This is a genomic window from Streptomyces sp. NPDC088554 (genome assembly GCF_044752945.1).
In the GTDB taxonomy this organism is placed as follows: domain Bacteria; phylum Actinomycetota; class Actinomycetes; order Streptomycetales; family Streptomycetaceae; genus Streptomyces.
This window is the reverse complement of sequence record NZ_JBIVMF010000012.1, coordinates 14,552-39,626: the sequence shown is the minus strand read 5'-3', so window position 1 is coordinate 39,626 and position 25,075 is coordinate 14,552. Positions and strand designations below refer to the sequence as shown.

Sequence of the window (25,075 nt, the reverse complement as noted above, 5' to 3'; positions counted from 1 at the left end):
GCTGTTGGTTTGTGGGTTGTTGTGTTGGGTTCTGTTCAGTATGGTCATCGGTAGTTCCATCGTAGGTACGTCCTGTGTGATCGCGTGGTGCCCGGAGGCAACCGATGAAGAAGACGGTGACGAAGCTCGCGGACGGCCGCGCGCTCGTCTATTACGACTCCCGGGACGATGCCGTGCGCGACGCCCCCGACCGCAGGCCGCTCGACCCGATCTCGACCACCTCCGAGATCCGCCACGACGTCCTGCTCGGCGACTCCGTCGCCATCGCCTCGCACCGCCAGGGCCGTACGTACCACCCGCCCGCCGACGAGTGCCCGCTCTGCCCGTCCGAGGACGGCCGGCTCAGCGAGATCCCGGACTCCCAGTACGACGTCGCCGTCTTCGAGAACCGCTTCCCGTCCCTGGCCGGGGACGCGGGCCGGTGCGAGGTCGTCTGCTTCACCTCCGACCACAACGCGTCGTTCGCCGACCTCGGCGAGGAGCAGGCGGGGCTGGTGCTGGAGGCGTGGACCGACCGTACGGCCGAACTCGCCCAGCTCCCGGAGGTCGAGCAGGTCTTCCCGTTCGAGAACCGGGGCGCCGAGATCGGCGTGACCCTCGGCCATCCGCACGGCCAGATCTACGCGTACCCCTTCGTCACCCCGCGCTCCGCGCTGATGCTCCGCTCCGCGCGCGAGCACCGCGAGGCGACCGGGCGCAACCTCTTCGACGACATCCTGGAGCGGGAGACCACCGAGGGCGGCCGGGTGGTGCTGGAGGGCGAGCACTGGGTCGCGTTCGTGCCGTACGCCGCGCACTGGCCGTACGAGGTGCACCTCTACCCCAAGCGCCGGGTGACCGATCTGCGGGGGCTCGACGGCGCGGCGCGCACAGAGTTCCCACAGATGTATCTGGAACTCTTGAAGCGCTTCGACCGGATCTTCGGCGAGGGCGAACCGCTGACCCCGTACATCGCCGCCTGGCACCAGGCGCCGTTCCGGGCGGAGGGCCGTGAGGACTTCGCCCTGCACCTGGAGCTTTTCACCATTCGACGGACGTCCGGCAAGCTGAAGTTCCTCGCGGGTTCCGAATCCGGCATGAGCGTGTTCATCAACGATGTGCCGCCGGAGGCCGCGGCCCAGCGACTGCGAGAGGTAGCGAGCAAGTGAGCAACAAGACGTCGTCATCCACGTACCTGGTCACAGGCGGTGCGGGATATGTCGGCAGCGTCGTCGCCGCGCATCTGCTGGAGGCCGGGCACCGGGTGACCGTGCTCGACGACCTCTCCACCGGGTTCCGGGCGGCCGTCCCGGCGGGCGCCGAGTTCATCGAGGGCCGGATCCAGGACGCCGGGAAATGGCTGGACCCCTCGTACGACGCGGTCCTGCACTTCGCCGCGTCCTCGCAGGTCGGCGAGTCCGTCGCCAAGCCCGAGAAGTACTGGGACAACAACGTCGGCGGCTCCATGGCGCTGCTCGCCGCGATGCGCTCCGCCGGCGTACGCAAGCTGGTCTTCTCGTCGACCGCCGCGACCTACGGCGAGCCGGTCTCCCCGCTGCTCACGGAGTCCGACCCGACGGCCCCCACCAGCCCGTACGGCGCGACCAAGCTCGCCGTCGACCACATGATCAGCGGTGAGTGCGCGGCCCACGGGCTCGCGGCCGTCTCGCTGCGCTACTTCAATGTCGCGGGCGCGTACGCCTCCCCGTCCGGCGTCACCTACGGCGAGCGGCACAGCCCCGAGTCGCACCTCATCCCGCTGGTCCTCCAGGTCGCGCTCGGCACGCGCGAGTCGATCTCCGTGTACGGGGAGGACTACCCGACCCCGGACGGCACCTGCGTACGCGACTACATCCACGTCGCCGACCTCGCCGACGCGCATCTGCGCGCGCTGGACGCGGCGACCGGCGGCGAGCATCTGATCTGCAACCTCGGCAACGGCAGCGGGTTCTCGGTCCGCGAGGTCATCGAGACCGTCCGCCGGGTCACCGGGCACCCGGTGCCCGAGACCGTCGCCGCGCGCCGGGGCGGCGACCCCGCCATCCTGGTCGCCTCCGCCGAAGCGGCGCGCGAGCGCCTCGGCTGGACCCCGAGCCGCGCCGATCTGGCGGGCATCGTCGCGGACGCGTGGGCGTTCGCACGCGACTCCGGACGCGACTCCGGACGCGACTCCGGACGCGACTCCGGACGCGACTCCGGACGCGACTCCGGACCCAACTCCGTACGCGACGAGGAGAACCAGGCGTGAGCGAGACCGGTACCGACACGGGAGCGGACACGGGCGCGGTCACGGACCGTACGACCGGCGAGGACCTCGCCGCCGTCGTCGCCGAGTTCCGGCAGCTGTACGGGGCCGAGCCGGAAGGCGTCTGGGCGGCCCCCGGCCGGGTCAACCTGATCGGCGAGCACACCGACTACAACGACGGCTTCGTCATGCCGCTCGCCCTGCCGCACCGGGCGCTGGCCGCCGTGTCCCGCCGTACGGACGGCGTCCTGCGCGTCCACTCCGCCGACATCGCGCAGGGCGTCTTCCAACTGGACCTGGCCGACCTCGTCCCGCACGGCGACACCGGCTGGGCCGCCTATCCGGCGGGCGTCGTCTGGGCACTGCGCGCGGCCGGACACCCGGTCACCGGCGCGGACATCCACCTCGCGTCGACCGTGCCCACCGGCGCCGGGCTGTCCTCCTCCGCCGCGCTGGAGGTCGTCACCGCGCTCGCGCTGAACGACCTGTACGCACTCGGCCTGTCCCGCACCGAGCTGGCGGTCCTCGCCCAGCGCGCCGAGAACGACTTCGTCGGCGTCCCCTGCGGGGTCATGGACCAGATGGCCTCGGCCTGCTGTATCGACGGGCACGCGCTGTACCTGGACACGCGCGACCTCGCGCAGCGCCAGGTGCCGTTCGACCTGGCGGAGCGCGGGCTCCGGCTGCTGGTCGTCGACACGCGCGTCAAGCACGCGCTCGGCGACGGCGAGTACGCCGAGCGGCGCGAGGGCTGCGAGGCGGGCGCGCGGGCGCTCGGGGTCCCCGCGCTGCGGGACATCCCGTACGCGGAGCTGCCCGCCGCGCTCGAACGGCTGGCGGCGGCGGGCGAGAGCGAGACCGTACAGCGGTACGTCCGCCATGTCGTCACCGAGGACCACCGGGTCGAGCGGGTCATCGAGCTGCTCGACGCGGGCGACGTCCGCGCCGTCGGGCCGCTCCTGATCGAGGGCCACGCCTCGCTCCGCGACGACTTCGAGGTCTCCTGCCCCGAGCTGGACCTCGTCGTCACGACGGCGACGGCGGCGGGCGCGCTCGGCGCCCGGATGACCGGCGGCGGCTTCGGCGGCTCGGCGATCGTCCTGGTCGAGGCGTCCGCGGCGGACACGATCGCGAAGGCGGTCACGGAGGCGTTCGCGGCGGCGGGCCACACCGCGCCGCGGGTCTTCCCGGCCATCGCCTCGAAGGGGGCGCGCCGGGAGGTGTGAGACGCGGACCCGGGCCGGGAGCGGACCCGGGCCGGAGCGAGACCGGGAGCGGCCGGGTCCTGACCCCCGGCCGCTCTCTTTCTCTTTTTGAGCAACCAGCTTTCAACGAGCCTCAATCGGCCCTTAATTGGACTCCAACCGACCCCATACGAAACATCTGGCACACCATAAACACCGTGGCCAACGAGTTCCGGGAAGAGTTCGTGAAATTCCTTCCGCCCGGGGGCCGCGCCCGTACGCTGATGCACAGCACCGGTGGGGGCCGGTCGCTGATCAGGGGTGGAGACGAACGGGTACGACGCCCGGGGCGGGGTATCAGTGAACACACGGCGGCGGCCGTGCCACTGACATATCACCCGCGCGCCGGGCGCTGTGCCCGTGCCTGTCCGCTCCCGCCTTGAGGGGGTGTTCATTGGTACGTATCAGGGTTCTTGTGGTGGACGACCACCGCATTTTCGCCGAGTCGCTCGCGGCCGCGCTGGCCGCCGAGCCCGATGTCGACGTCGCGGCGGCGGGCAGCGGCCCGGCCGCGCTGCGCTGTCTGGAACGGGCGGCGTCGGAGGGGCGCAGATTCGATGTGATGCTGGTCGACGCCGATCTGGGCGCGGTCTTCGGCACCGGGCCGGCGCCGGGCGGGCCGGTACAGATGGCGGTCGCCCGTGCCGTGCCGGACGGCGGTGACACGGCGCTCGTGGACGGTATCTCGCTGGTGGCGGGGGTACGTTCGGGCCAGCCGTCCGTCCGTACGATCGTCCTCGCCGAGAAGGACGACCCGGGCCGCGCGGCGCTCGCGCTCCAGGCGGGGGCGTCGGGCTGGGTCGCCAAGGACTGCTCGCTGCAACGGCTGCTGGCCGTCATCCGGGGCGTCCTGCGCGACGAGACGCATCTGCCGCCCGCGCTGCTCACGGGCGTACTGCGGGAGCTGACGGCGGCGCGCAAGCACCGTACGGAGAGCGAGCGGCTGGTCGAGTCGCTGACACCGCGCGAGCGCGAGGTGCTCCGCTGCATGGTGGCTGGGCTGGGGCGCAAGGCGGTCGCGGAGCGCCTCTTCCTCTCGCCGCACACCGTCCGCACGCATATGCAGAACGTGCTGGGGAAGCTGGGCGTGCACTCCACCCTGGCCGCCGTGGCACTGGCCCGCAGGGCGGGGGTCGGCCCGGTGGACCTGACGGCGCGGCCGATCACCTCGGCGGGCTGATCACCCGGGTACGTTGTCGAACGGCGCGGTCAACCGGCGGAGCAGTCCGGCCAGTTCGCCGCGCTGTGCCCGGGACAGCTCGGCGAGGATCGCGCGCTCCTGGGCGAGCAGTCCGGCGAGTGCCTGATCCGCGCGGTTCTGCCCCTCGGCGGTGAGCCGGACCAGCACCCCGCGCCGGTCGTTGGGGTCGGGCAGCCGCTCGACGAGGTCCTTCTTGGCCAGCCGGTCGATCCGGTTGGTCATGGTGCCGGAGGTGACCAGGGTCTGGGTCAGCAGCTGTCCGGGCGAGAGCTGGTACGGGGCGCCCGCGCGCCGCAGCGAGGTCAGTACGTCGAACTCCCACGGCTCAAGTCCGTGCTCGGCGAACGCGATCCGGCGCGCGCGATCGAGATGGCGGGCCAGCCTGCTCACGCGGCTGAGCACCTCCAGTGGTTCCACGTCGAGGTCGGGGCGCTCGCGGCGCCATGCTCCGACCAGCCGGTCGACCTCGTCCTCCATGCTGATCAGTGTAGAGGGTCCCTCGACATGAAGTCTCTTGACGTCAAGATAGTCGGGGGTGCAGGCTGGAAGGGCCGGACAAACCGGTCGCGCCCTGCGCAGGAAGGACCAGCCATGCCCACCCCGGTCTGGGACCCGACGCAGTACCTCAGACACGCGGGCCACCGCACCCGCCCGTTCCTGGACCTGCTCGCCCGGATCCCCGAACCGCCCGGCGGCCCGGCGGTCCGCATCGCCGACCTGGGCTGCGGCCCCGGTAATGTGACCGCGCTGCTCGCGGACCGCTGGCCCGCCGCCCGGATCACCGGCCTCGACAACTCGCCCGAGATGCTGGAGCGCGCCCGTATCGAGTACGCCGGCCCCACCCCGGGCGGTGGCAGCCTGGACTTCCTGCCCGCCGACGCGGCGCACTGGACACCGGACCCGGCCGAACCGTACGGCCTGATCGTCTCCAACGCGGCGCTCCAGTGGGTGCCGGACCACGCGGACTCCTTCGCCGGCTGGATCGAGGCGCTGGCCCCCGGCGGTACGTTCGCCTTCCAGGTCCCCGGCAACTTCACCGCCCCCAGCCACACCCTGCTCGCGGACCTCTGCGCCACCCCGCGCTGGCGCGCCCGCCTGGCCCGCCCGGCCCACCGCGCGGGCGTCCTCGCCCCCGCCGACTACCTGGCCCGCCTCACCGCTCTGGGCTGCGCGGCCGACGTCTGGGAGACCACCTACCTGCAACTCCTCACCGGAGCCGACCCCGTACTCGACTGGGTCAAGGGCACCGCCCTGCGTCCCGTCCTCACCGCCCTCGCCGACGACCCCCGGGCGGCGGACGCCTTCACCACCGAATACCGCGCCCTGCTCCACGCGGCCTACCCCCTGAGCCCGCACGGCACGGTCTTCCCCTTCCGCCGCGTCTTCGCGGTGGCCCACAAACCCACGAACGGCACCCGGGCGCGCGGGGCCGCCTGATGCTCACGGCCGTCGACCCTGTCCTGCCGGCGGCTCCACCGGGCTCCGGGGACGCCCTGCGCGCGTACTGCGCGGACATCCTCGGCATGACGGAGAGCCCCAAGCCGCCGCCCCTCGTCGCAAGCGTCGGCCCGCCGCCTTTCCGCGGCTGGTCAGCGCGTCGAGCGTGATGTCCATGTCGATGGTGAACGGAACACCGGTCTTGAGACGGTCGTGGTGGATCCCGGTCAGGGCGTAGGACCTGGACAGCGGGTCGAGTTCGTAGACCTGTACGACAGGATGCGTGTCGGCCCCGGCCATCTCGACGAGCCGGAAGTTCGGGATCCCGGCCGCGGCGTACGCGCGTGGCTTGGTGCCGTGGTCGCACGATGCGGAGGCGGGCGAGACCACCTCGACGGCGAGTACGAGATCGGCGGCCCGCTGGCTGTCCTGCTCAAGCCCGGTGCACGTGTCGGCACGGCCCGCTGGCTGTTCTGCTCAAGCCCGGTGCACGCGTCGGCATGGACGACGGAGACATCGGGCTCGGGCCCGTTGCGGGGGTCCAGGACCACCGTCATCCGACGGCCGACCCCGAGCCCCGAGGGCACGGCAGCGCGCAGGCCCGCCGTCAGCAGGTCCGTCGTACGGCTGTGGAAGAGGCTCTGCGGGCTCGCGAAAACGAGGCTTCCGTCGATCAGCTCCGTATGCGGTGGCAGCTCCGGCAGCGTGAACAGGTCGTCCACGGTCCAGTCATGGACCGGCGGCCGGGGCCACCGGGGTGTGGCCTCGGCCGGGACGGGCTTCGGGGGGTGCGCGAGGGGTTCCGTCATGGACGGAATGGTCGACCCCGGACCCCGGACCCCGGACCCCGGACGCCGGACCCCGGACCGCGCGGCCCGATCACGTGACGTCACCCCAACGGGCGACCGCTCAGACCTTGCGCCGCCCCACCAGCCGCGGCTTCGGCTCCAGGCCCTCCAGGCCGTGCCAGGCCAGGTTCACCAGGTGGGCCGCCACCTCTGCCTTCTTCGGGCGGCGGGCGTCGACCCACCACTGGCCGGTGAGGGCGACCATGCCCACCAGGGCCTGCGCGTAGAGCGGCGCCAGCTTCGGGTCGAAGCCGCGGGCCTTGAACTCCATGCCGAGGATGTCCTCGACCTGGGTGGCGATATCGCTGATGAGCGAGGCGAAGGTGCCGGTCGACTGGGCGACCGGCGAATCGCGGACCAGGATGCGGAAGCCGTCGGTGTACGTCTCGATGTAGTCCAGGAGCGCGAACGCCGCCTGCTCCAGCAGTTCGCGCGGATGGCCCGCGGTCAGCGCGCTCGTGACCATGTCGAGGAGCTGGCGCATCTCGCGGTCCACCACGACCGCGTACAGCCCCTCCTTGCCGCCGAAGTGTTCGTAGACGACCGGCTTGGACACCCCCGCCTTCGCCGCGATCTCCTCGACCGAGGTGGCCTCGAACCCCTTCTCCGCGAACAGGGTGCGGCCGATGTCCAGCAGCTGTTCGCGCCGCTCCGCGCCGGTCATCCGGACCCGGCGAACCCGGCGGGCCCCCGGGGTCCGGGGCTTCTCGGCGCTGCTCCTGCCGTCCGTACTGCTGGTACTGCCGTCTATCGCCACGGTGCCCATCATGCCTTGACGGGTGCGCTCTTGCGTCGGGAGTCGATACGCGCGGCATCGGGCCAGCGCACGTCCGACGCCCAGCCCACCAGCTCGAACCAGCGGATCAGCCGCGCGCTGGAGTCCAGCTGCCCCCTCAGCACCCCGTGCCGGGCGCTCGTCGGGTCCGCGTGGTGGAGGTTGTGCCAGGACTCTCCGCAGGACAGGACCGCCAGCCACCACACGTTCCCCGACCGGTCCCGGGACTTGAACGGGCGCCTGCCCACCGCGTGGCAGATGGAGTTGATCGACCAGGTCACATGGTGCAGCAGCGCCACCCGCACCAGAGACCCCCAGAAGAACGCCGTGAACGCCCCCCACCACGACATCGTCACCAACCCGCCGACCAGCGGCGGGATCAACAGCGAGACCAGCGTCCACATCATGAACTGACGGGACACCGCCCGCAGCGCCGGATCCTTGATCAGGTCCGGCGCGTACTTCTGCTGCGAGGTCTGCTCCTCATCGAACAGCCAGCCGATATGCGCCCACCACAACCCCTTCAGCAGCGCCGGCAGCGTCTCCCCGAACCGCCACGGCGAGTGCGGGTCGCCCTCCGCGTCCGAGAACTTGTGGTGCTTACGGTGGTCCGCCACCCAGCGCACCAGCGGACCCTCCACGGCGAGCGAGCCCGCCACGGCCAGCACGATCCGCAGCGGACGTTTCGCCTTGAACGCGCCATGGGTGAAATACCGGTGGTACCCGATCGTGACGCCATGGCAGCCGATGTAGTACATCGCCACCATCAGCCCCAGATCGAGCCAGCTCACGCCGCCCCACGACCAGGCCAGCGGCACCGCCGCCAGCAGGGCCGCGAACGGCACGACGATGAACAGCAGCAGCGCGAACTGCTCGACCGAGCCCTTCTTCTCCCCGCCGATCGTCGCGGAGGGTGGAGAGGTGGATGCTCCCTGTGACGGGCCGTGGGAGTCGTCGAGCACATCAGGAGGTGTGGTCATGGAAGAGTCCTCTGCGGGTGAGGAAAAGGGCAGAAGCCCTGATACGGGTGCGTAACCTACGCCGTCGTAAGTATGGCAGCGCCGAACGCCGCAGCAAGAGGCCTGTGGATAACGTCGGGCGAAGGCGACCTATCCTTATGCCCTCGGACAGCGCGGTCCGCGAAGTCTCCAGAACCCTCCAGACGTGCTCAAACACTGCAAGGAGCCGCACCTGTGAGCAGTGCCGACCAGACCCCATCCGCCAGCGCGGAGCTGCGCTCAGATATCCGCCGTCTTGGTGATCTCCTGGGCGAAACACTCGTACGCCAGGAAGGCCCGGAGCTCCTTGAGCTCGTCGAGCGGGTCCGCGCGCTGACGCGCGAGAACGGCGAAGCCGCCGCCGAGCTGCTCGGCGACACGGACCTGGAGACCGCGGCCAAGCTGGTGCGCGCCTTCTCCACCTACTTCCACCTGGCCAACGTCACCGAACAGGTGCACCGGGGCCGGGAAATGCGGGACCGGCGCGCCGCCGAGGGCGGGCTCCTCGCCCGTACCGCCGACCGGCTCAAGGACGCCGACCCCGAGCACCTGCGCGAGACCGTGAAGAACCTGAACGTACGGCCCGTCTTCACCGCGCACCCCACCGAAGCCGCCCGCCGCTCCGTCCTCAACAAGCTCCGCCGCATCGCGGAACTCCTCGAAGCCCCCGTCATCGCCTCCGACCGGCGCCGCCACGATCTCCGCCTCGCCGAGTCCATCGACCTGATCTGGCAGACCGACGAACTGCGCGTCGTCCGGCCCGAGCCCGCCGACGAGGCCCGCAACGCCATCTACTACCTCGACGAACTCCACATCGGTGCCGTCGGCGACGTCCTGGAGGACCTCGTCGCCGAACTCGACCGCGTCGGCGTCGAGCTGCCCGCCGGCACCCGCCCCCTCACCTTCGGCACCTGGATCGGCGGCGACCGCGACGGCAACCCGAACGTCACCCCCGACGTCACCAGCCAGGTCCTGATCCTCCAGCACGAGCACGGCATCACCGATGCCCTCGAACTCGTCGACCAGCTGCGCGGCCAGCTCTCCAACTCCATCCGCTACACCGGCGCCACCGAGGAGCTCCTCGACTCCCTGCGCGCCGACATAGAGCGGCTCCCGGAGATCAGCCCCCGCTACAAGCGCCTCAACGCGGAAGAGCCGTACCGCCTCAAGGCCACCTGCATCCGCCAGAAGCTCGTCAACACCCGCGAGCGCCTCGCCAGGAACACCCCGCACGAGGACGGCCGCGACTACCTCGGCACCGCCGAGCTGCTCGCCGACCTCACCCTCATCCAGACCTCCCTGCGCGAACACCGCGGCGGCCTCTTCGCCGACGGCCGCATGGACCGTACGATCCGTACGCTCGCCGCCTTCGGCCTCCAGCTCGCCACCATGGACGTACGGGAACACGCCGACGCCCACCACCACGCGCTCGGGCAGCTCTTCGACCGGCTCGGCGAGGAATCCTGGCGCTACAGCGACATGCCGCGCGAGTACCGGCAGAAGCTCCTCGCCAAGGAGCTGCGCTCCCGCCGCCCCCTCGCCCCCACCCCCGCCCCGCTCGACGCGGCGGGCGAGAAGACCCTCGGCGTCTTCCACACCGTGCGCCAGGCATTCGAGCGCTTCGGCCCCGAGGTCATCGAGTCGTACATCATCTCGATGTGCCAGGGCGCCGACGACGTCTTCGCCGCCGCCGTCCTCGCCCGCGAGGCCGGGCTCCTCGACCTGCACGGCGGCTGGGCCAAGATCGGCATCGTGCCGCTGCTGGAGACCACCGACGAGCTGCGCGCCGCCGACGTCATCCTCGACGACATGCTCGCCGACCCCTCCTACCGGCTGCTCGTCTCCCTGCGCGGCGACGTCCAGGAGGTCATGCTCGGCTACTCCGACTCGTCCAAGTTCGGCGGCATCACCACCTCCCAGTGGGAGATCCACCGCGCCCAGCGCCGACTGCGCGACGTCGCCCACCGCCACGGCGTACGGCTGCGCCTCTTCCACGGCCGCGGCGGCACCGTCGGCCGCGGCGGCGGCCCCTCGCACACCGCGATCCTCGCCCAGCCCTGGGGCACCCTCGAAGGGGAGATCAAGGTCACAGAACAGGGCGAGGTCATCTCCGACAAGTACCTGATCCCCTCCCTGGCCAGGGAGAACCTGGAGCTGACGGTCGCCGCCACCCTCCAGGCGTCCGCCCTGCACACCTCCCCGCGCCAGCCCGACGAGGCCCTCGCCCGCTGGGACTCCGCGATGGACACCGTCTCGGACGCCGCCCACGCCGCGTACCGCGCCCTGGTCGAGGACCCGGACCTCCCGGCGTACTTCTTCGCCTCCACCCCCGTCGACCAGCTCGCCGACCTCCACCTCGGCTCCCGGCCCTCCCGCCGCCCCGACTCGGGAGCCGGCCTCGACGGCCTGCGCGCCATCCCGTGGGTCTTCGGCTGGACCCAGTCACGGCAGATCGTGCCCGGCTGGTTCGGCGTCGGCTCGGGTCTCAAGGCGCTGCGCGAGGCCGGACCCGACACGGCGCTCGACGAGATGTACGAGCGCTGGCACTTCTTCCAGAACTTCATCTCCAACGTCGAGATGACCCTGGCCAAGACCGACCTGCGCATCGCCCGCCACTACGTCGACACCCTCGTCCCCGACCACCTGAAGCACGTCTTCACCGCCATCGAGGCCGAACACGCCCTCACCGTCCAGGAAGTCCTGCGCATCACCGGCGGCGCGAAGCTCCTCGACTCCCACCCGGCGCTCCAGCAGACCTTCGCCGTACGGGACGCCTACCTGGACCCGATCTCCTACCTCCAGGTCTCCCTGCTGGCCCGCCAGCGCGCGGCGGCCACCCGCGAGGAGACGCCCGACCCGCTGCTCGCACGGGCCCTGCTGCTCACCGTGAACGGAGTCGCGGCCGGACTGCGCAACACCGGCTGAGCACGAGCGGTACGGAAACGGCCCGGGCCCCTGGAATTCGCCGGCATTCGCCGAGGACCAGGCCCCGGGCCGCCCCCGTACACCGGGGCGTACGCGTGGATGTGTACACCTACGAGTTGTACGAGCTCTGCGCCCGCTCCAGACCCTCGGTCACCAGCGCCTCCACCGCGTCCGCCGCGCGGTCGACGAGATACGCCAGCTCCTTGCGCTCCACGGACGAGAAGTCCTTCAGCACGAAGTCGGCCACCTGCATGCGCCCCGGCGGCCGCCCGATCCCGAACCGCACCCGATGGTAGTCCGGGCCCATCGCCTTCGTCATCGACTTCAGACCGTTGTGGCCGTTGTCCCCGCCGCCGAGCTTCAGCCGCAGCGTGCCGTAATCGATGTCCAGCTCGTCATGGATCGCGACGATGTTCGCCGTCTCCACCTTGTAGAAGTCCCGCAGCCCGACGACCGGACCGCCGGAGAGGTTCATGTACGAGGTGGGCCTGGCCAGCACCACCCGTCGGCCGGCCGGACCCGGCGCCCCGAGCCGCCCCTCGATCACCTGGGCCTGCGCCTTCGGTGCCCGCCGGTACGAACCGCCGATACGCTCCGCCAGCAGATCGGCCACCATGAACCCGACATTGTGCCGGTTGGCCGCGTACCCCGGCCCGGGATTGCCCAGCCCCACGATCAGCCAGGGGGCGTTGGGGTCCGTGGTCATGGGGGATCGGTCTCCTCGTCGTCGTACCAGGAACGTACACATACGTTACGTACACACGTACGCGCACACACGTACGGGGTGGCGGGGCCGGATCCGGCCCCGCCACCCCGTACACGCTACAGAGCGGTCACGCTACGGAAGCGAGGCTCAGGCCTCGGCACCCGCGGCGTCGGCGTCGGCGGCCGGCTCCTCGGCCTGGGCGGCCAGGACCTGGATGACGACCGCGTCCTCGTCGGTCACCAGCGTCGTGCCGGCGGGCAGCGGGACATCCTTCGCCAGGATCGACGCACCGGCGTCCAGGCCCGCGACGGAGACCGTGACGGAGTCCGGGATGTGCGTGGCCTCGGCCTCGACGGTCAGGGTGTTGAGGACGTTCTCCAGCAGGTTGGCGCCCGGGGCCAGCTCGCCCTCGGTGTGCACCGCGACCTCGACCGTGACCTTCTCGCCGCGCTTCACCGCGAGGAGGTCGACGTGCTCGATGTCGCCCTTGAGCGCGTTGCGCTGGACGGCCTTCGGGATGACCAGCTCGGTGCGGCCCTCGATGTCCAGGGCGATCAGCGCGTTCGCGGTCTTGAGCGCCATCATCAGGGCGTGGCCCGGAAGCGTCACGTGGACGGTGTCGGCGCCGTGGCCGTAGATGACCGCGGGAACCTTGTTGGCGCGACGGGTACGACGGGCGGCGCCCTTGCCGAACTCGCTGCGGATGTCGGCGCTGATCTTGACCTCGGCCATGGTGGCACTCCTCGTAGAAGGTGAGTCGGAAAAACACGGGTCACCCGGCCACCAAGGGCCTGCTACGAAGAGCGCGTCGATAACGGACGAACCGCACATGAGTGCGGCCTCCCTCGCCGAGCAACTCAGTGAGTCTACCCGGCGGGGAGGCCGCCCCAGAAATCGATCTACCTCAGCAGATCTACCTCAGCAGATCCACCTCAGCAGATCTACCTCAGCAGATCCACCTCGGCAGATCCACCTCGGCAGATCTACCTCAGCAGATCCACCTCGGCCCCGAAAGGCCAAGGGTCACGCCTCCTCCTCGAAGAGGCTCGTCACCGAACCGTCCTCGAACACCTCACGGACCGCCCGCGCGATCGTCGGCGCGATCGACAGCACCGTGATCTTGTCTATGTCGAGGTTCCCCGGATCGGGCAGCGAATTCGTGAAGACGAACTCGCTCACCTTCGAGTTCTTCAGCCGGTCGCCCGCCGGACCCGACAGCACCCCGTGCGTCGCCGTCACGATGACATCCTCCGCGCCGTGCGCGAACAGGGCGTCCGCCGCCGCACAGATCGTGCCACCGGTGTCGATCATGTCGTCCACCAGCACACACACCCGGCCCGCGACATTACCGACGACCTCGTGGACCGTCACCTGGTTGGCGACGTCCTTGTCCCGGCGCTTGTGCACGATCGCCAGCGGCGCGCCCAGCCGGTCGCACCAGCGGTCGGCGACCCTGACCCGGCCCGCGTCCGGGGAGACGACGGTCAGCTTCGACCGGTCCACCTTCCCGGCGACATAGTCGGCCAGGATCGGCAGCGCGAAGAGATGATCCACCGGGCCGTCGAAGAAGCCCTGGATCTGGTCCGTGTGCAGATCCACCGTCAGGATCCGGTCGGCGCCCGCGGTCTTCATCAGATCCGCGACCAGCCGCGCCGAGATGGGCTCGCGCCCGCGGTGCTTCTTGTCCTGACGGGCATAGCCGTAGAACGGCACGATCACGGTGATGCTCCGGGCCGAGGCCCGCTTCAGAGCATCGATCATGATCAGCTGCTCCATGATCCACTTATTGATCGGAGCGGTGTGGCTCTGGATCAGGAAGCAGTCCGCGCCGCGCGCCGACTCCTGATAACGCACATAGATCTCACCATTGGCGAAATCGAATGCCTTGGTCGGTACAATCCCGACCCCGAGTTGTTGCGCGACCTCCTCGGCCAGCTCGGGGTGGGCGCGGCCGGAGAAGAACATCAGCTTCTTCTCGCCGGTCGTCTTGATCCCGGTCACAGCACTGTCTCCTCAGACGTGTTGATGGCCGCTGAGCCCGCGCGTCCCTGCGAGCCAGCCGAATCGTAAAGATGTGCAGATATCACGGTACGCCGAGATGGGCGCGACTCTTTCCGGTCACATCCGGTCAGCTTTCGTTCTCACCCGTTCCCGAGGCCGCCGAAGCCGCCTGCGCGGCGGCGCTCCCCGGACGCTTCCTGGCCACCCAACCGTCGATATTCCTTTGCTGGCCACGGGCGACGGCCAGCGAACCGGCCGGTACGTCCTTCGTGATCACCGAGCCGGCGGCGGTGTAGGCACCGTCCCCGACCGTGACCGGCGCCACAAACATGTTGTCCGACCCGGTCCGGCAGTGCGACCCGATCGTCGTGTGGTGCTTGCGCTCACCGTCGTAGTTCACGAAGACACTCGCCGCGCCGATGTTGGTGTACTCACCGATCGTCGCGTCCCCGACATACGACAGATGGGGGACCTTCGTCCCCTCGCCGATCGTCGCGTTCTTCATCTCGACGTACGCACCGGCCTTGGTCTTCGCCCCCAGCCGCGTCCCCGGCCGCAGATAGGCGTACGGGCCCACCGTGGCGCCCGCGCCGATCTCCGCGCCGTCCGCCACCGTGTTGTCCACCCGCGCGCCCACGCCGACCACCGTGTCCTTCAGCCGCGTGTTCGGGCCGACCTCGGCCCCCTCGGCCAGATGGGTGGAGCCCAGCAGCTGCGTCCCCGGATGCACGACCGCGTCCTGCTCGAACGTCACCGTCACATCGACGAACACCGACGCCGGATCCACCACCGTCACCCCGGCCAGCATCGCCCGCTCCAGCAGCCGCTGGTTCAGCAGCCGCCGTGCCTCCGCGAGCTGTACGCGGTTGTTGATGCCCAGGATCTCCCGGTGATCGGCGGCGACGGACGCCCCGACCCGGTGTCCGGACGCACGCAGGATGCCGAGCACATCGGTGAGGTACTCCTCGCCCTGGCTGTTGTCCGTACGTACCTTGCCCAGCGCGTCCGCCAGCAGCTGCCCGTCGAACGCGAACACCCCGGAGTTGATCTCCCGGATCGCCCGCTGCGCGTCGGAGGCGTCCTTGTGCTCGACGATCCCGGTGACCGCGCCGCTCGCGCCGTCCCGCACGATCCGCCCGTATCCCGTGGCGTCCGGCACCTCGGCCGTGAGCACGGTCACGGCGTTGCCGTCGGCGGCGTGGGTCCCGGCGAGCGCGTTCAGCGTCTCCCCGGAGAGCAGCGGCGTGTCGCCGCAGACGACGACCACAGTCCCGTGCGGCGTGCTCCCCAGCTCCTGGAGCGCCGTCCGCACGGCGTGCCCGGTGCCGAGCTGGGTGGCCTGATAGGCGGTGCGGACGCCTTCGTACATACGGGAGAGGTGGCCCTCGACCTGCTCACGGGCGTGGCCGACGACCACGACGAGCTGCTCGGGACCCAGTTCACGGGCGGCCGACACGACGTGCCCCACGAGCGAACGCCCGCAGACCTCGTGCAGAACCTTGGGGGTCCTCGACTTCATGCGGGTTCCTTCACCCGCTGCGAGAACGACGACGGCTGCCGGGCGGTTGGCGCTCACGGGAATGCCCTTCGGCTTCGGGTGATGGACATCCGCAGGATACCGGGGGGTTTCGAGGCGGAAACGAGTGCGGGTCCCGACCGGTGAGGTCGGGACCCGCAAGACCGAAAGCTCCCCCGCCAGGACTTGAACCCGGACAGATGGCACCAAAAGCCACAGTGCTGCCAATTACACCACGGGGGAACGGCATTGGCCAAAACGGGCATTTCGTTGAGGTGTCGAATTGGCACCTAACACTATGCCGTACCAGGCCCCCTCTACGCGACGGTAAAGATCGGCGCTCTTCGTGACATAGACGATCAGGCAGCCTCTGTATGTCCCGCCGATGTTCTTTCTGGTGGTCTTCGGGTTGTGTTTCTTGAGCGTCGCCTTCTTGAAGTCCGCCAGGTCGACGCCTGTCAGGTCGGCCCAGAACCGCTCGGCCTCGGGTACGTCCGCCGACTCGTGGATGCTGACCCGGAAGTGCATCCGTTCGCGTGGGACCTCCAGCAGTTCCAGCCAGCGGAGGTAGAGCTTGATCACGTTGGGGTCGCTGTTGATGAACAGGAGTGACTCGCGCCGGTCGTAGGGCTTGTCCTTGGTGCCCTCGGCCCAGTACAGGGTGACACCGGCCATGAAGAGTTCTCTCTCCGACATCGTGCCGATCTCGGCCGCCGCCCCGGCCTTCGTCCGCTGCCGCTCCTCGTCCCGTACCGCCAGCTCGTGGTCCCAGCGCTTGCGGGCGGCCAGCTCGGCCTGCTCCTTCGGTTCGCGTCGCGCCGGCTTCGGGAGGTCCCGTACCCAGCGGGAGATCGAACTCTTCGAGCAGCCCAGCTCCAGCTGGATCTGGTCGTAGGTGAGGCCCTTGAGGCGCAGCTCGCGGGCTTTCGTCCGCAGGTCGTCCTTCGCGTTCGGGCGTTTCGTCCACTTGGGGGGTGGTTCGCCTTCGAGGAGGCGGTTGAGGATGTCGTTGTTGTCGATGTGGAGGCGGTCGCGGATCCGGCGGCGGCTCAAGCCTTCGCGGCGCAGGGTGATGGCTTGTTCGCGTAAGGCTTCGAAGTCGGTGTATTTGCTGTGAAGTGTGGTCATGAGAGAGATCGTCACCCCGGAATGCCGGGTTCCGGGTCGAATGTGCGGGCGATTCACCAGTTCGAGGGTTTGGCGTTCGTTCCCGGCGTTTCCGGCTGGGTTTCGTGCTGATGGGTGTCCCAGTTGTCGGAAATGGGGATGCGAGCGCCCGTAGTCTGGGAGCCATGACCACAACGGGGGCGCACCAGGACACGGCGGGCATGAGAGCCCGTGGTCCGTGGTGGTGGGAGCGGCGGCGGAGTGCGGTGCTGGACGGGGGGCTGGCGTTCGTGTCGGCCCTGGAGTGCGGGCTGGAGGGGATCTCGTTCGCGCGGGCGGCGGGGGTGCCGGTACCACTGGGGGTGGTGTTCGGGCTGCTGACCGGGTCGGTGCTGCTGGTACGGCGGCGGTGGCCGTTCGCCGTGGTGCTGGTGTCGATCGCGGTGACCTCGGCCGAGATGGGCTATCTGATGTCGCTGGTCGGGCTCTACACGCTCGCCGCCTCGGAGGCGCCGCGCCGGGTCATAGGCTCGCTGGCCGGGATGTCGCTGGTCGGGACGTTCATCGTGACCTTCGTACGGACCCGGCAGAACGTGGCGGACACCGGGGTGGACGTCCACCAGTGGTACGTCCCGATGGTTTCGGTCGTGATGGCGGCCGGGCTGACCGCGCCGCCGGTGCTGCTCGGGATGTACGTCGGGGCGCGGCGGCGGCTGATGGAGAGCCTGCGCGAGCGCGCCGACAGCCTGGAGCAGGAGCTGTCGTTGTTGGCCGACCGCGCGGAGCAGCGGGCGGAGTGGGCGCGTACGGAGGAGCGGACCCGGATCGCCCGGGAGATGCACGATGTCGTGGCGCACCGGGTGTCGCTGATGGTGGTGCACGCGGCGGCGCTCCAGGCGGTCGCGTTGAAGGACCCGCCGAAGGCGGTGAAGAACGCCGCGCTGGTCGGTGACATGGGCCGGCAGGCGCTGACGGAGTTGCGCGAGATGCTGGGCGTGTTGCGGTCGGGGGAGTCGGTGGCGGCGCGGCAGGCGGGGCGGGCCGGGGGGGCCGTCGAGGCGGTGCCGCTCGCGGCGGTCGGGCTGGCGGCGGCGTCGGCCGCGGCTGCCGCCGCGGCTGCCGGGGAGGGTCCGGGGATGGCCGATATCGAGGCGCTGGTCGGCCAGTCGCGGGAGACCGGGATGGTGGTGGAGCTGTCGGTCCTGGGGGAGTCGCGCGCGTATCCGCGGGTGGTGGAGCAGACCGCCTACCGGGTGGTCCAGGAGGCGCTGACCAACGTACTGAAGCATGCGGCGGGGGCGAAGGTGGTGGTCCGCCTCGCGCATCGCGAGGCGGAGGTGGCCATGCAGGTGGAGAACGGTCCTTCGGACGGCGGGGCGCAGGACGCGGGGCTGCCGAGCGGCGGTAACGGGCTGGTGGGGATGCGGGAGCGGGTTACCGCGCTCGGTGGGGTGTTCGTCTCGGGGGAGACGGACGCGGGGGGTTTCCGGGTGTCGGCGGTGCTGCCGGACCGTGGCGCCGCTGCCTGACCGGCTCCGGGGCCGGGCCGGTCCGTCCCCGGAAGGCCGAAGTCCCGGAAGGCCGAAGTCCCGGAAAGCCGAAGTCCCGGAAGGCCGGCGTCAGGACGACGGGGTCAGCCGTACCGGTTCCAGTCCGGTGATCAGCGTGCCCAGTGCCCGGTCGATGTTCGGGCCCAGATACCAGTCGCCGGTGTGGTCGATGCTGAAGACCCGGCCGTCGGTGTCGATCGCGAGGACCGCCTGTGCGTCGCCCTCTTCGCCGAGCGGGCACAGCTCCGTCTCCAGCGACCTGCCGAGGTCCGCGAGGGTACGGGCGAGGTGGATGCCGGCGGTCGGGTCGATGCGCAGGGTGGCCGGGGCTATCTGCCGGCCGGGGCCGGGCGCGGTGATGCGCAGGCCGCCGAATTCGGCCCAGGCTTCGACGGCGGCGGGGAGGACCGTCAGCCGGTGGCCCGCGGGGGTGATGTGCGCGCGCAGGGTGTCGGCCCACTCCTCGGCCCGGTGTATGTCCCACCGTCCTGGTCGCCAGCCGGCGTCACGCAGCGCGGCGTCGACGGGGACGGGGAAACGGGTGGTGCTGAGGTCGGGCATGTTCAGCCGTTCTCGGTGAGGTCGACGGGCCGTACGCCGAAGTGGGCGAGCAGCGCCGTACAGGACCGGCAGGGCGGTGCGTAGCTGCCGTGCAGGGGGTCGCCGTCCTCGCGGATCCGGCGGGCGGTCAGTTTGGCGTGTTTGAGGGCGCGTTTGGCCTCGCCGTGGGTGAGGGGTTTGCGTCTGGCGCGTTTGGATCTCGCCTCCTCGGCGGCGGCGAGATGGCGGGAGAGCAGGATGGCTTCCGGGCAGCGGCCGGTGAATCGTTCCCGCTGGCCGCTGGTGAGGGTGGAGAGGAAGTCCTGTACGAGGTCGTGGAGCGCGGGGGGCTGGTCGCCCTTGCCCGCGACGCAGGTCAGTGTCTGGCCGCGGACGGAGAGCGCGGCCGCGACGGCGGGCAGGATGCCGTCCCGGCGGCTGACGAGGACCGGCGGGCCGGTGGTCTCGGTGCTGCTCCAGCTGAGACGCGGGTCGCCGGATGTGTTGGTCTGAGCGGTGTGCATTCGGTGCTGTCCCTCCCCCTGCCGACGGCCGGTAGCCGCTGGCGTCACGCCCCCCATGTTGCTGGGACAGCCTGCCAAATGTGACGCACTGTGGGGAAGCTGGGGGGAACCTGGGACGATGATCGGTGCGTTTCCGCAGTGTTCACGGCGTGGCGCGGGCCCTGGGTCCCGTTCGTGTGACCTGTGGTCACCAGGTCGACGCGGGTGGACCGGGGCGAAGCGCCCGATCTCGCGGAGCGGGGCGCGCGGGGTGGTGGCGTACCGCTACGGGCCGCTGGCGGGGCGCTGCCGGGGCGGTCGAAGTGGCTGATTGTCACCGCGGAGGAGGGGCCGGTCCCTTCCCGCTCCACCGCATAGGCTGTGCCGAACCAGGGCTGTGGTGAACCAGCCGTAAGCAGCAGGGGGCAACCGTCATGACGACAGGTCGGCTCGGGCAGCAAGCCGCGCCACCGAACGCGGCCTACGCCGGGCAGGTCGTGCACTTCCCGGACCCGGTCCGGGCTGCCCGGCACCCGAGGGGTGTGCGGGTGGACGCGGACGGCTATCCGGATTTCACGCCGTACGCGCGCGCGATCGCGGAGATAGCCGAGCCCCCTGTGGGCTTCGGCGTGGACGAGCTGCGGCTCACCGACTACGTTTCGGCCAATGCCGCGTCGCACGCCGCCGGGCACGAGCTGTGGGAGACGGTTCCCGCGGTGGCCACTCCGCACGGCTGGACCTGGCACCACCTGCGGGGTTCGCGGCGGATGGTGCTGGTGCCGGCCGAGGTGAAGGCGCTGCTGAGGCACCACGGGGGGCTGGCGACGGCGCGGGTCGATCACACCAAGCGCGGTACGCGCCCGCTCCAGGAGACCCGGCCGGTGCACTTCGGACTGCCGAGGGGGGCGGTGGCGGTCGGCGAGCAGCAGGTGCTGGGTGTCGAGGAGGATCTCGGGTACCGGCTGCCGGGTGCCTACCGCTCGTTCCTGAAGGCGGCGGGCGGCTGCGCGCCGATCGGCGCGGCGCTCGATCCGGCGCTGGGGCTGCTGGTGGACCAGCCGTTCTTCACGGTGCGGGACGAGGCGGCGGTCAACGACCTGGTGTACGTGAACAAGTGTCTGCGGGACCATCTGACCAAGGACTATCTGGCGGTCGCCTTTGTCCAGGGCGGAGTTCTCGCGGTCAAGGTGAAGGGCGAGCGGGTCGGTTCGGTCTGGTTCTGCGCGTACGACGACGCGGGCGACCGGGACGGGCTGACCGTGCAGGAGCGGGTGGAGCGGTTGCTGCTGCCCTGTGGTGACGATTTCGACGACTTCCTGTTGCGGCTGGCGGGCAGTCCGCCGGAGCTGGAGACCGTGGCGAACCTGATGGTGGACGGTGGCTTCGCGCACGCCGTCCCGGCGGAGGGATGAGCGCGGTGGTGACCTTCGCGCAGGCGCAGGAACGCGCGGAAGAGTGGGTCAATGGCGAGCTGCCCGGTTATCAGCACCGTGAGGTGCGGGTGCGGGAGTTCGGGCTGGGTTTCGTGGCGTGGGCGGAGGACCGTGAGGACGGCCCGACGTCGGACGGCGGCCGGCAGCGGCTGGTGATCGCCCGGGACAGCGGTGAGGCCACGCTGTGGCCGGGGCTGCCGGTGGGCGAGGTGATCAGGCGGTACGAGGAGGAGTACGGGACACCGGTCGGGGCGCCGCCGGAACCGGAGCCGCCGCGGCGTATCGATCTGAACCAGACGTCGTTCCTGCTGACGCCACCGGAGTGGCTCCAGGACGCGGCGGACAAGCTGGGCATCCCGGACGGGCGGACGCCGGAGGGGGCTGAGGCCGCGGCTGCTTCCGGCGCTGAGGCTTCCGGTGGTGCTTCTGCTGGTGGTACGGGTACGGGTACGGGCGGGCCGGGTCCGGCGGCCGGGGACACGCCCTGGGCCGGGACGGACACCAACTCGCCGTCCGCTTCGGGGGACGACGGTTCCGTACCGATGCCCGCGACGGTGTTCGCGCCGCCGCTCTCGGGGGCGGACGACGAGGACGTACCGGAGCCCGTGGTGGGCGCGGAGGCGCCGACCGCGCTGATGTCGGGCGGCAGTCAGCTGCCGCGTACGGCGGTGGCGTCCGCGCTGCGGGCGGAGGGGCCTGTGGGGCCTGCTCCTGCGGGTCCCGGTTCGGTGGCCGGTGCCCGGGATATCGCGGATGCGGCGACGAGCAAGGCGTCCGTGTCGCCGCGTGGTGCGCGTGGGGGCGGTGCGACGACTCCGCCGCCGCCGAGCGCCCCCGGCGTTCCGGGCGCGCGTCCGCCGGGGGCGACCCCGCCGCCGCCCTCCGCTCCGCCGTCGTCGGGTCCGGGCGCGCCCGGTGCCCCGGCGGGCGGGTATCTGCCGACGCGGCCGGCCCCGAGCCTCGGCGGGGGCATCCCGCAGCCGTCCGGTCCGCCCGGTCCGCCCGGTCCGCCCGGTGTTCCCGGGACGCCGCCGGGCGGGGTGCATCACGCGGCGACGATGTTCGCGGACCCGAACGCGACGTCCGGCGGCCCGCAGCCGCCCGGGCCGCCGGGTGCGCCTGGTGTTCCCGGGACGCCGCCGGGCGCGGTGCACCATGCCGCGACCATGCTCGCGGGGTCCGGCGGGGGTGGCCCGCAGCCGCCGGCCCCGCCCGGCTTCCCGGGGGCGCCGCAGGGTGGCCCGGGTCCTGTGCCCGGTCCCGGTCCGCTGTCCGGTCTGCCGCGCCCGCCCGCGTACGGCTATCCGCCCCAGCCGTCCGGGCTGCCGACCGTGGGCCCCGGCTACCAGGCGGTGCTGCGCTACCGCGCGCCGGACGGTTCCGAGGCGCGGATCATCCGCCGTTCGGCGCCGGGCACCCCGCACCCCGAGTGGCAGATCCTGTACGAGCTGCGCGCGATGAACGTACCGCCGCAGCAGGTGCTGGAACTCCATACCGAACTGGAGTCCTGTGAGCTGCCCGGCGGTTACTGCGCCCGGATGATCCGGGAGACCTGGCCGCAGGTCCGGATCACGAGCGTGGCTCCGTACGGCCAGGATCACGCGGGCCGTCAGCAGGGGATGCGTCATCTGCTCACGCACCAGGGCGAGTTGCACCAGGTCGCGGACGGGCCCGCGCGCCCCGCGCCGGTCCGCGCGCCACTGCCGCCGGTGCAGCCCGCGCCGCCGCTGCCGCCGGAGGGGATCGCGCAGGAGCTGATGGGCGCGTTCGGGCCGCAGGGCATCTGCCGGTTCGACCAGCGCGCGGTGTCCCGGCAGGGCGTGCCGGAACTGGTGGCGCGCACGCTCGTCTGGGCCGGGCTGCCGGCCGATTTCGGGCCGTTCTTCTGGGCGCAGCAGCCGCAGCCCGTCGTACCGACCCTGGCGGAACTGGCGGCGCAGCGACAGGTGCGGCCGGCCGTGGACGCGGGATCGTATCTGGTGATGGGCAGCGACTTCGGCCGCGCGCTCTGTGTCCAGTACGGTACGGCGCACATCATGGCGGTGCCGGTCGAGGCGGGTCCTGGCGGGCAGTCGGCGCCGGCGCAGTTCGTGAACACCGGGCTGCCGGAGTTCACGCGTTCGCTGGCGCTGCTCGGCCGGATGTGGCGGCTGCGCTACGGGCTCACCCCGGAGCAGGCGGGTCGCTGGACGGTCGACTTCCAGGCGCACCTGGCGGCGCTCGATCCGGCGGCGCTGTCGTCACCGGAGAACTGGTGGTCGGTGTTGCTGGAGCAGATGTGGGACGGATTGCTGTGACGGTTCGTCGAACCGCTGTGCCGTAGGGGATGACCGGGGCGCCCTCGCTGTTGCGGGTGGGCGCCCCGGGCGTATCCGACCTGGGCGGGGCGCGGGGTCGGGTGGTGCGTTGTGTGTTGCGTTGGGTGTCCGAGAGGGGCTGGAAGATGGGTGCTGCACCGTTGTCGACTCATGGCTTTGTGTCCGTGTGGGGTCGCGGTTACCGGCCCGTACAGGTTGATAAGAAGATCGCGGCGCTGACCAAGGACTGCGAGGACGCCTGGGAGCGGGTGGAGCGGCTGACCGCGCTTGCGGAGCGGATGGAGAGCGAGTCGGTCCGGCTGGCCGAGCAGGTCGCGGGGCTCGAACCGCAGACGTACGAGACGCTGGGCCACCGGGCGCGGCAGATATTGGCGTTGACGGCGGCGGAGGACGAGAGCGTACGGCGCGAGGTGCGCGAGGAGTGCCAGGCGGTCCTGGACGCGGCGCAGGAGTCGGCGAGGAAGCTGCGTGACGCGGCGAAGGAGCGTTCCGACGAGCTGAGGGCCGAGGCGGAGGCGTATGCCGAGCAGGTCACCGACCGTTCGCTCGACGCGGCCGAGGACCTCAGGTCCGAGGCGCGGACGGAGGCCGACGCGCAGCGCGCGGAGGCGCTGGACGAGCTGAAGGAGGTGCGCAGGCGTACGCAGCGGGTGATCGACGACCTGGAGCAGAAGCACGCCGAGATGCTGGCGGCGGACGACCGGGAGTTCGGCCGCCGGGGCGCGGCGCTGGACGCGGAGAACGACGTACTGGTCGCGTCGGCGGAGGCGCGGCTCTCGGAGACGCGTCGGATGCTCTCGGAGGCGGGCGAGCAGGCGAGGCACCGCCAGGAGGACGCGCAGGACACGGCGGCGGAGCTGATGGCCCAGGCGCGGGTGCGGGCGGACAAGGTGCTGCGGGACACCGAGCGGCTGGTGCGCGAGCACGACGAGGCCCGTGAGGAGATGCGGGCGCATATGGCGCATGTACGCAACAGCCTGGCGGCCCTGACGGGCCGGCCGCCGACGGAGGACTGACACCGTGGCTCCGAACACCGGCCTGTGTATCGGGCAGGACTGGACCAGGACGTAGGGTGGGGCCTCCGGTCCTGATGAGTGTCCTCCAACACTCATCAGGACCGGCCGCGTTGGGGCCCGTGCCGAGAGCGGGGGCCCACTATCACTTCCCCCGGACGCCAGATCCGTTCCGGTACGGGCGGGTCGGGAGGGTTCACTCTTTCGAGGGGTTGTTACGTACCGTAGTGAGATGGACACTGAATGCAACGGGTGGTGGTCCTCGACCGGAGCGGCCGGTCGGCGTACGGGCCCGCCCAGGATGAGAGGAGACCGCTGTGTCCATCATCACCGCACCGGAAACCGGCGTGGAAATGGCCGAGCACATCGAGGGCTTGGTCGCCGGAGGCAATGTCACCGACGTGTGGCGCGGCTGGGTCAACTGGGGCCCGTACAACAACTGGGTCAACTACCCGATCACGTGGAACGTCATCAACGCGAACTCGACGGTGCTCGTCGCGGCCAGCGAGATCGACGGCAACAACGTCCGGTTCATGGGCGCCGCGCCCATCACGGTGGCGAACATCGTCCCGGCGGCGGGCCTCGTCACCGTCAAGATCAACGTCGCCTGGGGCAGTGGCCTCCGAATCCGTACGGACATCGTCGTCCTCAACTGAACCATCAACTGAACGGTCGTGTACCGGAGTTGGATGACCGATCGGGGACGGTGCCCGCCGTCCCCGATCGGCCGGCCCCG

Annotated in this window: 21 protein-coding genes, 1 tRNA gene and 1 pseudogene; 11 read left to right on the top strand and 12 right to left on the bottom strand. The window is 71.0% G+C overall.

Features of this window, described 5'->3' with window-relative positions; translation table 11 throughout:
- Positions 1-104 precede the first annotated feature (104 nt).
- The 4 genes from galT to ACIP8W_RS15825 all read left to right on the top strand — a co-directional run bounded on the left by galT (position 105) and on the right by ACIP8W_RS15825 (position 4,648).
- On the top strand, positions 105-1,148 hold the full coding sequence (gene galT, locus ACIP8W_RS15840; protein ID WP_401957635.1) for a galactose-1-phosphate uridylyltransferase: 1,044 nt from the start codon (positions 105-107) through the stop codon (positions 1,146-1,148).
- Positions 1,145-2,227, top strand: a complete 1,083-nt coding sequence (gene galE / locus ACIP8W_RS15835) for a UDP-glucose 4-epimerase GalE (protein ID WP_402203357.1) — start codon at positions 1,145-1,147, stop codon at positions 2,225-2,227. The genes galT and galE overlap by 4 nt, the downstream gene beginning before the upstream one ends.
- A 95-nt stretch (positions 2,228-2,322) precedes the next feature.
- Positions 2,323-3,450, top strand: a complete 1,128-nt coding sequence (gene galK / locus ACIP8W_RS15830; protein WP_401957687.1) for a galactokinase — start codon at positions 2,323-2,325, stop codon at positions 3,448-3,450.
- Positions 3,451-3,862: 412 nt separating this feature from the next.
- Positions 3,863-4,648 (top strand): LuxR C-terminal-related transcriptional regulator, encoded by a 786-nt coding sequence (locus ACIP8W_RS15825; RefSeq protein ID WP_401957638.1) that lies wholly within the window; start codon positions 3,863-3,865, stop codon positions 4,646-4,648.
- On the opposite strand, the gene ACIP8W_RS15820 is transcribed toward ACIP8W_RS15825, so the two are convergent.
- Complete coding sequence (locus ACIP8W_RS15820; RefSeq protein WP_401957640.1) at positions 4,649-5,146, bottom strand: MarR family winged helix-turn-helix transcriptional regulator; 498 nt, start codon at positions 5,144-5,146, stop codon at positions 4,649-4,651. It lies immediately after the preceding gene.
- A 114-nt stretch (positions 5,147-5,260) separates the two neighbouring features.
- Between ACIP8W_RS15820 and ACIP8W_RS15815 the strand changes: the two genes are divergently transcribed.
- A complete protein-coding gene (locus tag ACIP8W_RS15815) occupies positions 5,261-6,106 on the top strand; it encodes a trans-aconitate 2-methyltransferase (RefSeq protein ID WP_402203355.1) in 846 nt (281 codons plus the stop codon).
- 153 nt (positions 6,107-6,259) lie between these two features.
- On the opposite strand, the pseudogene ACIP8W_RS15810 reads toward ACIP8W_RS15815, so the two are convergent.
- From ACIP8W_RS15810 to ACIP8W_RS15800, 3 genes and pseudogenes are all read right to left on the bottom strand, one after another.
- A pseudogene (locus ACIP8W_RS15810) lies at positions 6,260-6,915 on the bottom strand (Uma2 family endonuclease); the annotation flags it as partial.
- A gap of 100 nt (positions 6,916-7,015) precedes the next feature.
- Positions 7,016-7,723, bottom strand: a complete 708-nt coding sequence (locus ACIP8W_RS15805) for a TetR/AcrR family transcriptional regulator (RefSeq protein WP_401957645.1) — start codon at positions 7,721-7,723, stop codon at positions 7,016-7,018.
- A complete protein-coding gene (locus ACIP8W_RS15800; protein WP_401957647.1) occupies positions 7,720-8,709 on the bottom strand; it encodes an acyl-CoA desaturase in 990 nt (329 codons plus the stop codon). The genes ACIP8W_RS15805 and ACIP8W_RS15800 overlap by 4 nt, the downstream gene beginning before the upstream one ends.
- Positions 8,710-8,922: 213 nt before the next feature.
- Between ACIP8W_RS15800 and ppc the strand changes: the two genes are divergently transcribed.
- Complete coding sequence (ppc, locus tag ACIP8W_RS15795; RefSeq protein ID WP_401957648.1) at positions 8,923-11,652, top strand: phosphoenolpyruvate carboxylase; 2,730 nt, start codon at positions 8,923-8,925, stop codon at positions 11,650-11,652.
- Between the two features lie 109 nt (positions 11,653-11,761).
- Here the strand turns inward: ppc and pth are convergent, their stop codons facing one another.
- The 6 genes from pth to ACIP8W_RS15765 form a co-directional block, all read right to left on the bottom strand.
- Complete coding sequence (gene pth, locus ACIP8W_RS15790; protein ID WP_401957650.1) at positions 11,762-12,358, bottom strand: aminoacyl-tRNA hydrolase; 597 nt, start codon at positions 12,356-12,358, stop codon at positions 11,762-11,764.
- Positions 12,359-12,505: 147 nt separating this feature from the next.
- Positions 12,506-13,090 (bottom strand): 50S ribosomal protein L25/general stress protein Ctc, encoded by a 585-nt coding sequence (locus ACIP8W_RS15785; protein WP_401957653.1) that lies wholly within the window; start codon positions 13,088-13,090, stop codon positions 12,506-12,508.
- Positions 13,091-13,381: 291 nt separating this feature from the next.
- Entirely contained in the window at positions 13,382-14,359 is a 978-nt protein-coding gene (locus ACIP8W_RS15780; protein ID WP_401957655.1) for a ribose-phosphate diphosphokinase, read from the bottom strand.
- A 127-nt stretch (positions 14,360-14,486) separates the two neighbouring features.
- A complete protein-coding gene (glmU, locus tag ACIP8W_RS15775; RefSeq protein WP_402148254.1) occupies positions 14,487-15,935 on the bottom strand; it encodes a bifunctional UDP-N-acetylglucosamine diphosphorylase/glucosamine-1-phosphate N-acetyltransferase GlmU in 1,449 nt (482 codons plus the stop codon).
- A 111-nt stretch (positions 15,936-16,046) separates the two neighbouring features.
- A tRNA-Gln gene (locus tag ACIP8W_RS15770) sits at positions 16,047-16,118 on the bottom strand.
- Positions 16,104-17,003, bottom strand: a complete 900-nt coding sequence (locus ACIP8W_RS15765; protein ID WP_402203352.1) for a hypothetical protein — start codon at positions 17,001-17,003, stop codon at positions 16,104-16,106. The genes ACIP8W_RS15770 and ACIP8W_RS15765 overlap by 15 nt, the downstream gene beginning before the upstream one ends.
- A gap of 164 nt (positions 17,004-17,167) precedes the next feature.
- Between ACIP8W_RS15765 and ACIP8W_RS15760 the strand changes: the two genes are divergently transcribed.
- Positions 17,168-18,511, top strand: a complete 1,344-nt coding sequence (locus tag ACIP8W_RS15760; RefSeq protein WP_402203350.1) for a sensor histidine kinase — start codon at positions 17,168-17,170, stop codon at positions 18,509-18,511.
- Positions 18,512-18,601: 90 nt separating this feature from the next.
- Here the strand turns inward: ACIP8W_RS15760 and ACIP8W_RS15755 are convergent, their stop codons facing one another.
- Both ACIP8W_RS15755 and ACIP8W_RS15750 read right to left on the bottom strand, forming a co-directional pair.
- Positions 18,602-19,093, bottom strand: a complete 492-nt coding sequence (locus ACIP8W_RS15755; RefSeq protein ID WP_401957666.1) for an SUKH-3 domain-containing protein — start codon at positions 19,091-19,093, stop codon at positions 18,602-18,604.
- A 2-nt stretch (positions 19,094-19,095) separates the two neighbouring features.
- Positions 19,096-19,596 carry a YwqJ-related putative deaminase gene (locus tag ACIP8W_RS15750; protein ID WP_402148249.1) on the bottom strand — a complete coding sequence of 167 codons (501 nt, stop codon included), beginning with the start codon at positions 19,594-19,596 and terminating at the stop codon, positions 19,096-19,098.
- Positions 19,597-20,009: 413 nt separating this feature from the next.
- Between ACIP8W_RS15750 and ACIP8W_RS15745 the strand changes: the two genes are divergently transcribed.
- The 4 genes from ACIP8W_RS15745 to ACIP8W_RS15730 all read left to right on the top strand — a co-directional run bounded on the left by ACIP8W_RS15745 (position 20,010) and on the right by ACIP8W_RS15730 (position 24,995).
- Positions 20,010-20,987 (top strand): SMI1/KNR4 family protein, encoded by a 978-nt coding sequence (locus ACIP8W_RS15745; protein WP_402148247.1) that lies wholly within the window; start codon positions 20,010-20,012, stop codon positions 20,985-20,987.
- A complete protein-coding gene (locus ACIP8W_RS15740; protein WP_402203348.1) occupies positions 20,984-23,305 on the top strand; it encodes an SUKH-4 family immunity protein in 2,322 nt (773 codons plus the stop codon). Before ACIP8W_RS15745 ends, ACIP8W_RS15740 begins: the two co-directional genes overlap by 4 nt.
- A gap of 179 nt (positions 23,306-23,484) precedes the next feature.
- On the top strand, positions 23,485-24,342 hold the full coding sequence (locus tag ACIP8W_RS15735; protein WP_401957675.1) for a cellulose-binding protein: 858 nt from the start codon (positions 23,485-23,487) through the stop codon (positions 24,340-24,342).
- A 314-nt stretch (positions 24,343-24,656) separates the two neighbouring features.
- Complete coding sequence (locus ACIP8W_RS15730) at positions 24,657-24,995, top strand: hypothetical protein (RefSeq protein ID WP_401957677.1); 339 nt, start codon at positions 24,657-24,659, stop codon at positions 24,993-24,995.
- Positions 24,996-25,075: the final 80 nt, after the last annotated feature.

Bases quoted from the DNA above. Each gene is read 5' to 3' on its own strand.
- galT (WP_401957635.1), top strand. From the start codon at position 105: ATGAAGAAGACGGTGACGAAGCTCGCGGACGGCCGCGCGCTCGTCTAT.
- ACIP8W_RS15820 (WP_401957640.1), bottom strand. From the start codon at position 5,146: ATGGAGGACGAGGTCGACCGGCTGGTCGGAGCATGGCGCCGCGAGCGC.
- ACIP8W_RS15815 (WP_402203355.1), top strand. From the start codon at position 5,261: ATGCCCACCCCGGTCTGGGACCCGACGCAGTACCTCAGACACGCGGGC.
- ACIP8W_RS15805 (WP_401957645.1), bottom strand. From the start codon at position 7,723: ATGATGGGCACCGTGGCGATAGACGGCAGTACCAGCAGTACGGACGGC.
- ACIP8W_RS15800 (WP_401957647.1), bottom strand. From the start codon at position 8,709: ATGACCACACCTCCTGATGTGCTCGACGACTCCCACGGCCCGTCACAG.
- pth (WP_401957650.1), bottom strand. From the start codon at position 12,358: ATGACCACGGACCCCAACGCCCCCTGGCTGATCGTGGGGCTGGGCAAT.
- ACIP8W_RS15785 (WP_401957653.1), bottom strand. From the start codon at position 13,090: ATGGCCGAGGTCAAGATCAGCGCCGACATCCGCAGCGAGTTCGGCAAG.
- ACIP8W_RS15765 (WP_402203352.1), bottom strand. From the start codon at position 17,003: ATGACCACACTTCACAGCAAATACACCGACTTCGAAGCCTTACGCGAA.
- ACIP8W_RS15760 (WP_402203350.1), top strand. From the start codon at position 17,168: ATGACCACAACGGGGGCGCACCAGGACACGGCGGGCATGAGAGCCCGT.
- ACIP8W_RS15755 (WP_401957666.1), bottom strand. From the start codon at position 19,093: ATGCCCGACCTCAGCACCACCCGTTTCCCCGTCCCCGTCGACGCCGCG.
- ACIP8W_RS15750 (WP_402148249.1), bottom strand. From the start codon at position 19,596: ATGCACACCGCTCAGACCAACACATCCGGCGACCCGCGTCTCAGCTGG.
- ACIP8W_RS15745 (WP_402148247.1), top strand. From the start codon at position 20,010: ATGACGACAGGTCGGCTCGGGCAGCAAGCCGCGCCACCGAACGCGGCC.
- ACIP8W_RS15740 (WP_402203348.1), top strand. From the start codon at position 20,984: ATGAGCGCGGTGGTGACCTTCGCGCAGGCGCAGGAACGCGCGGAAGAG.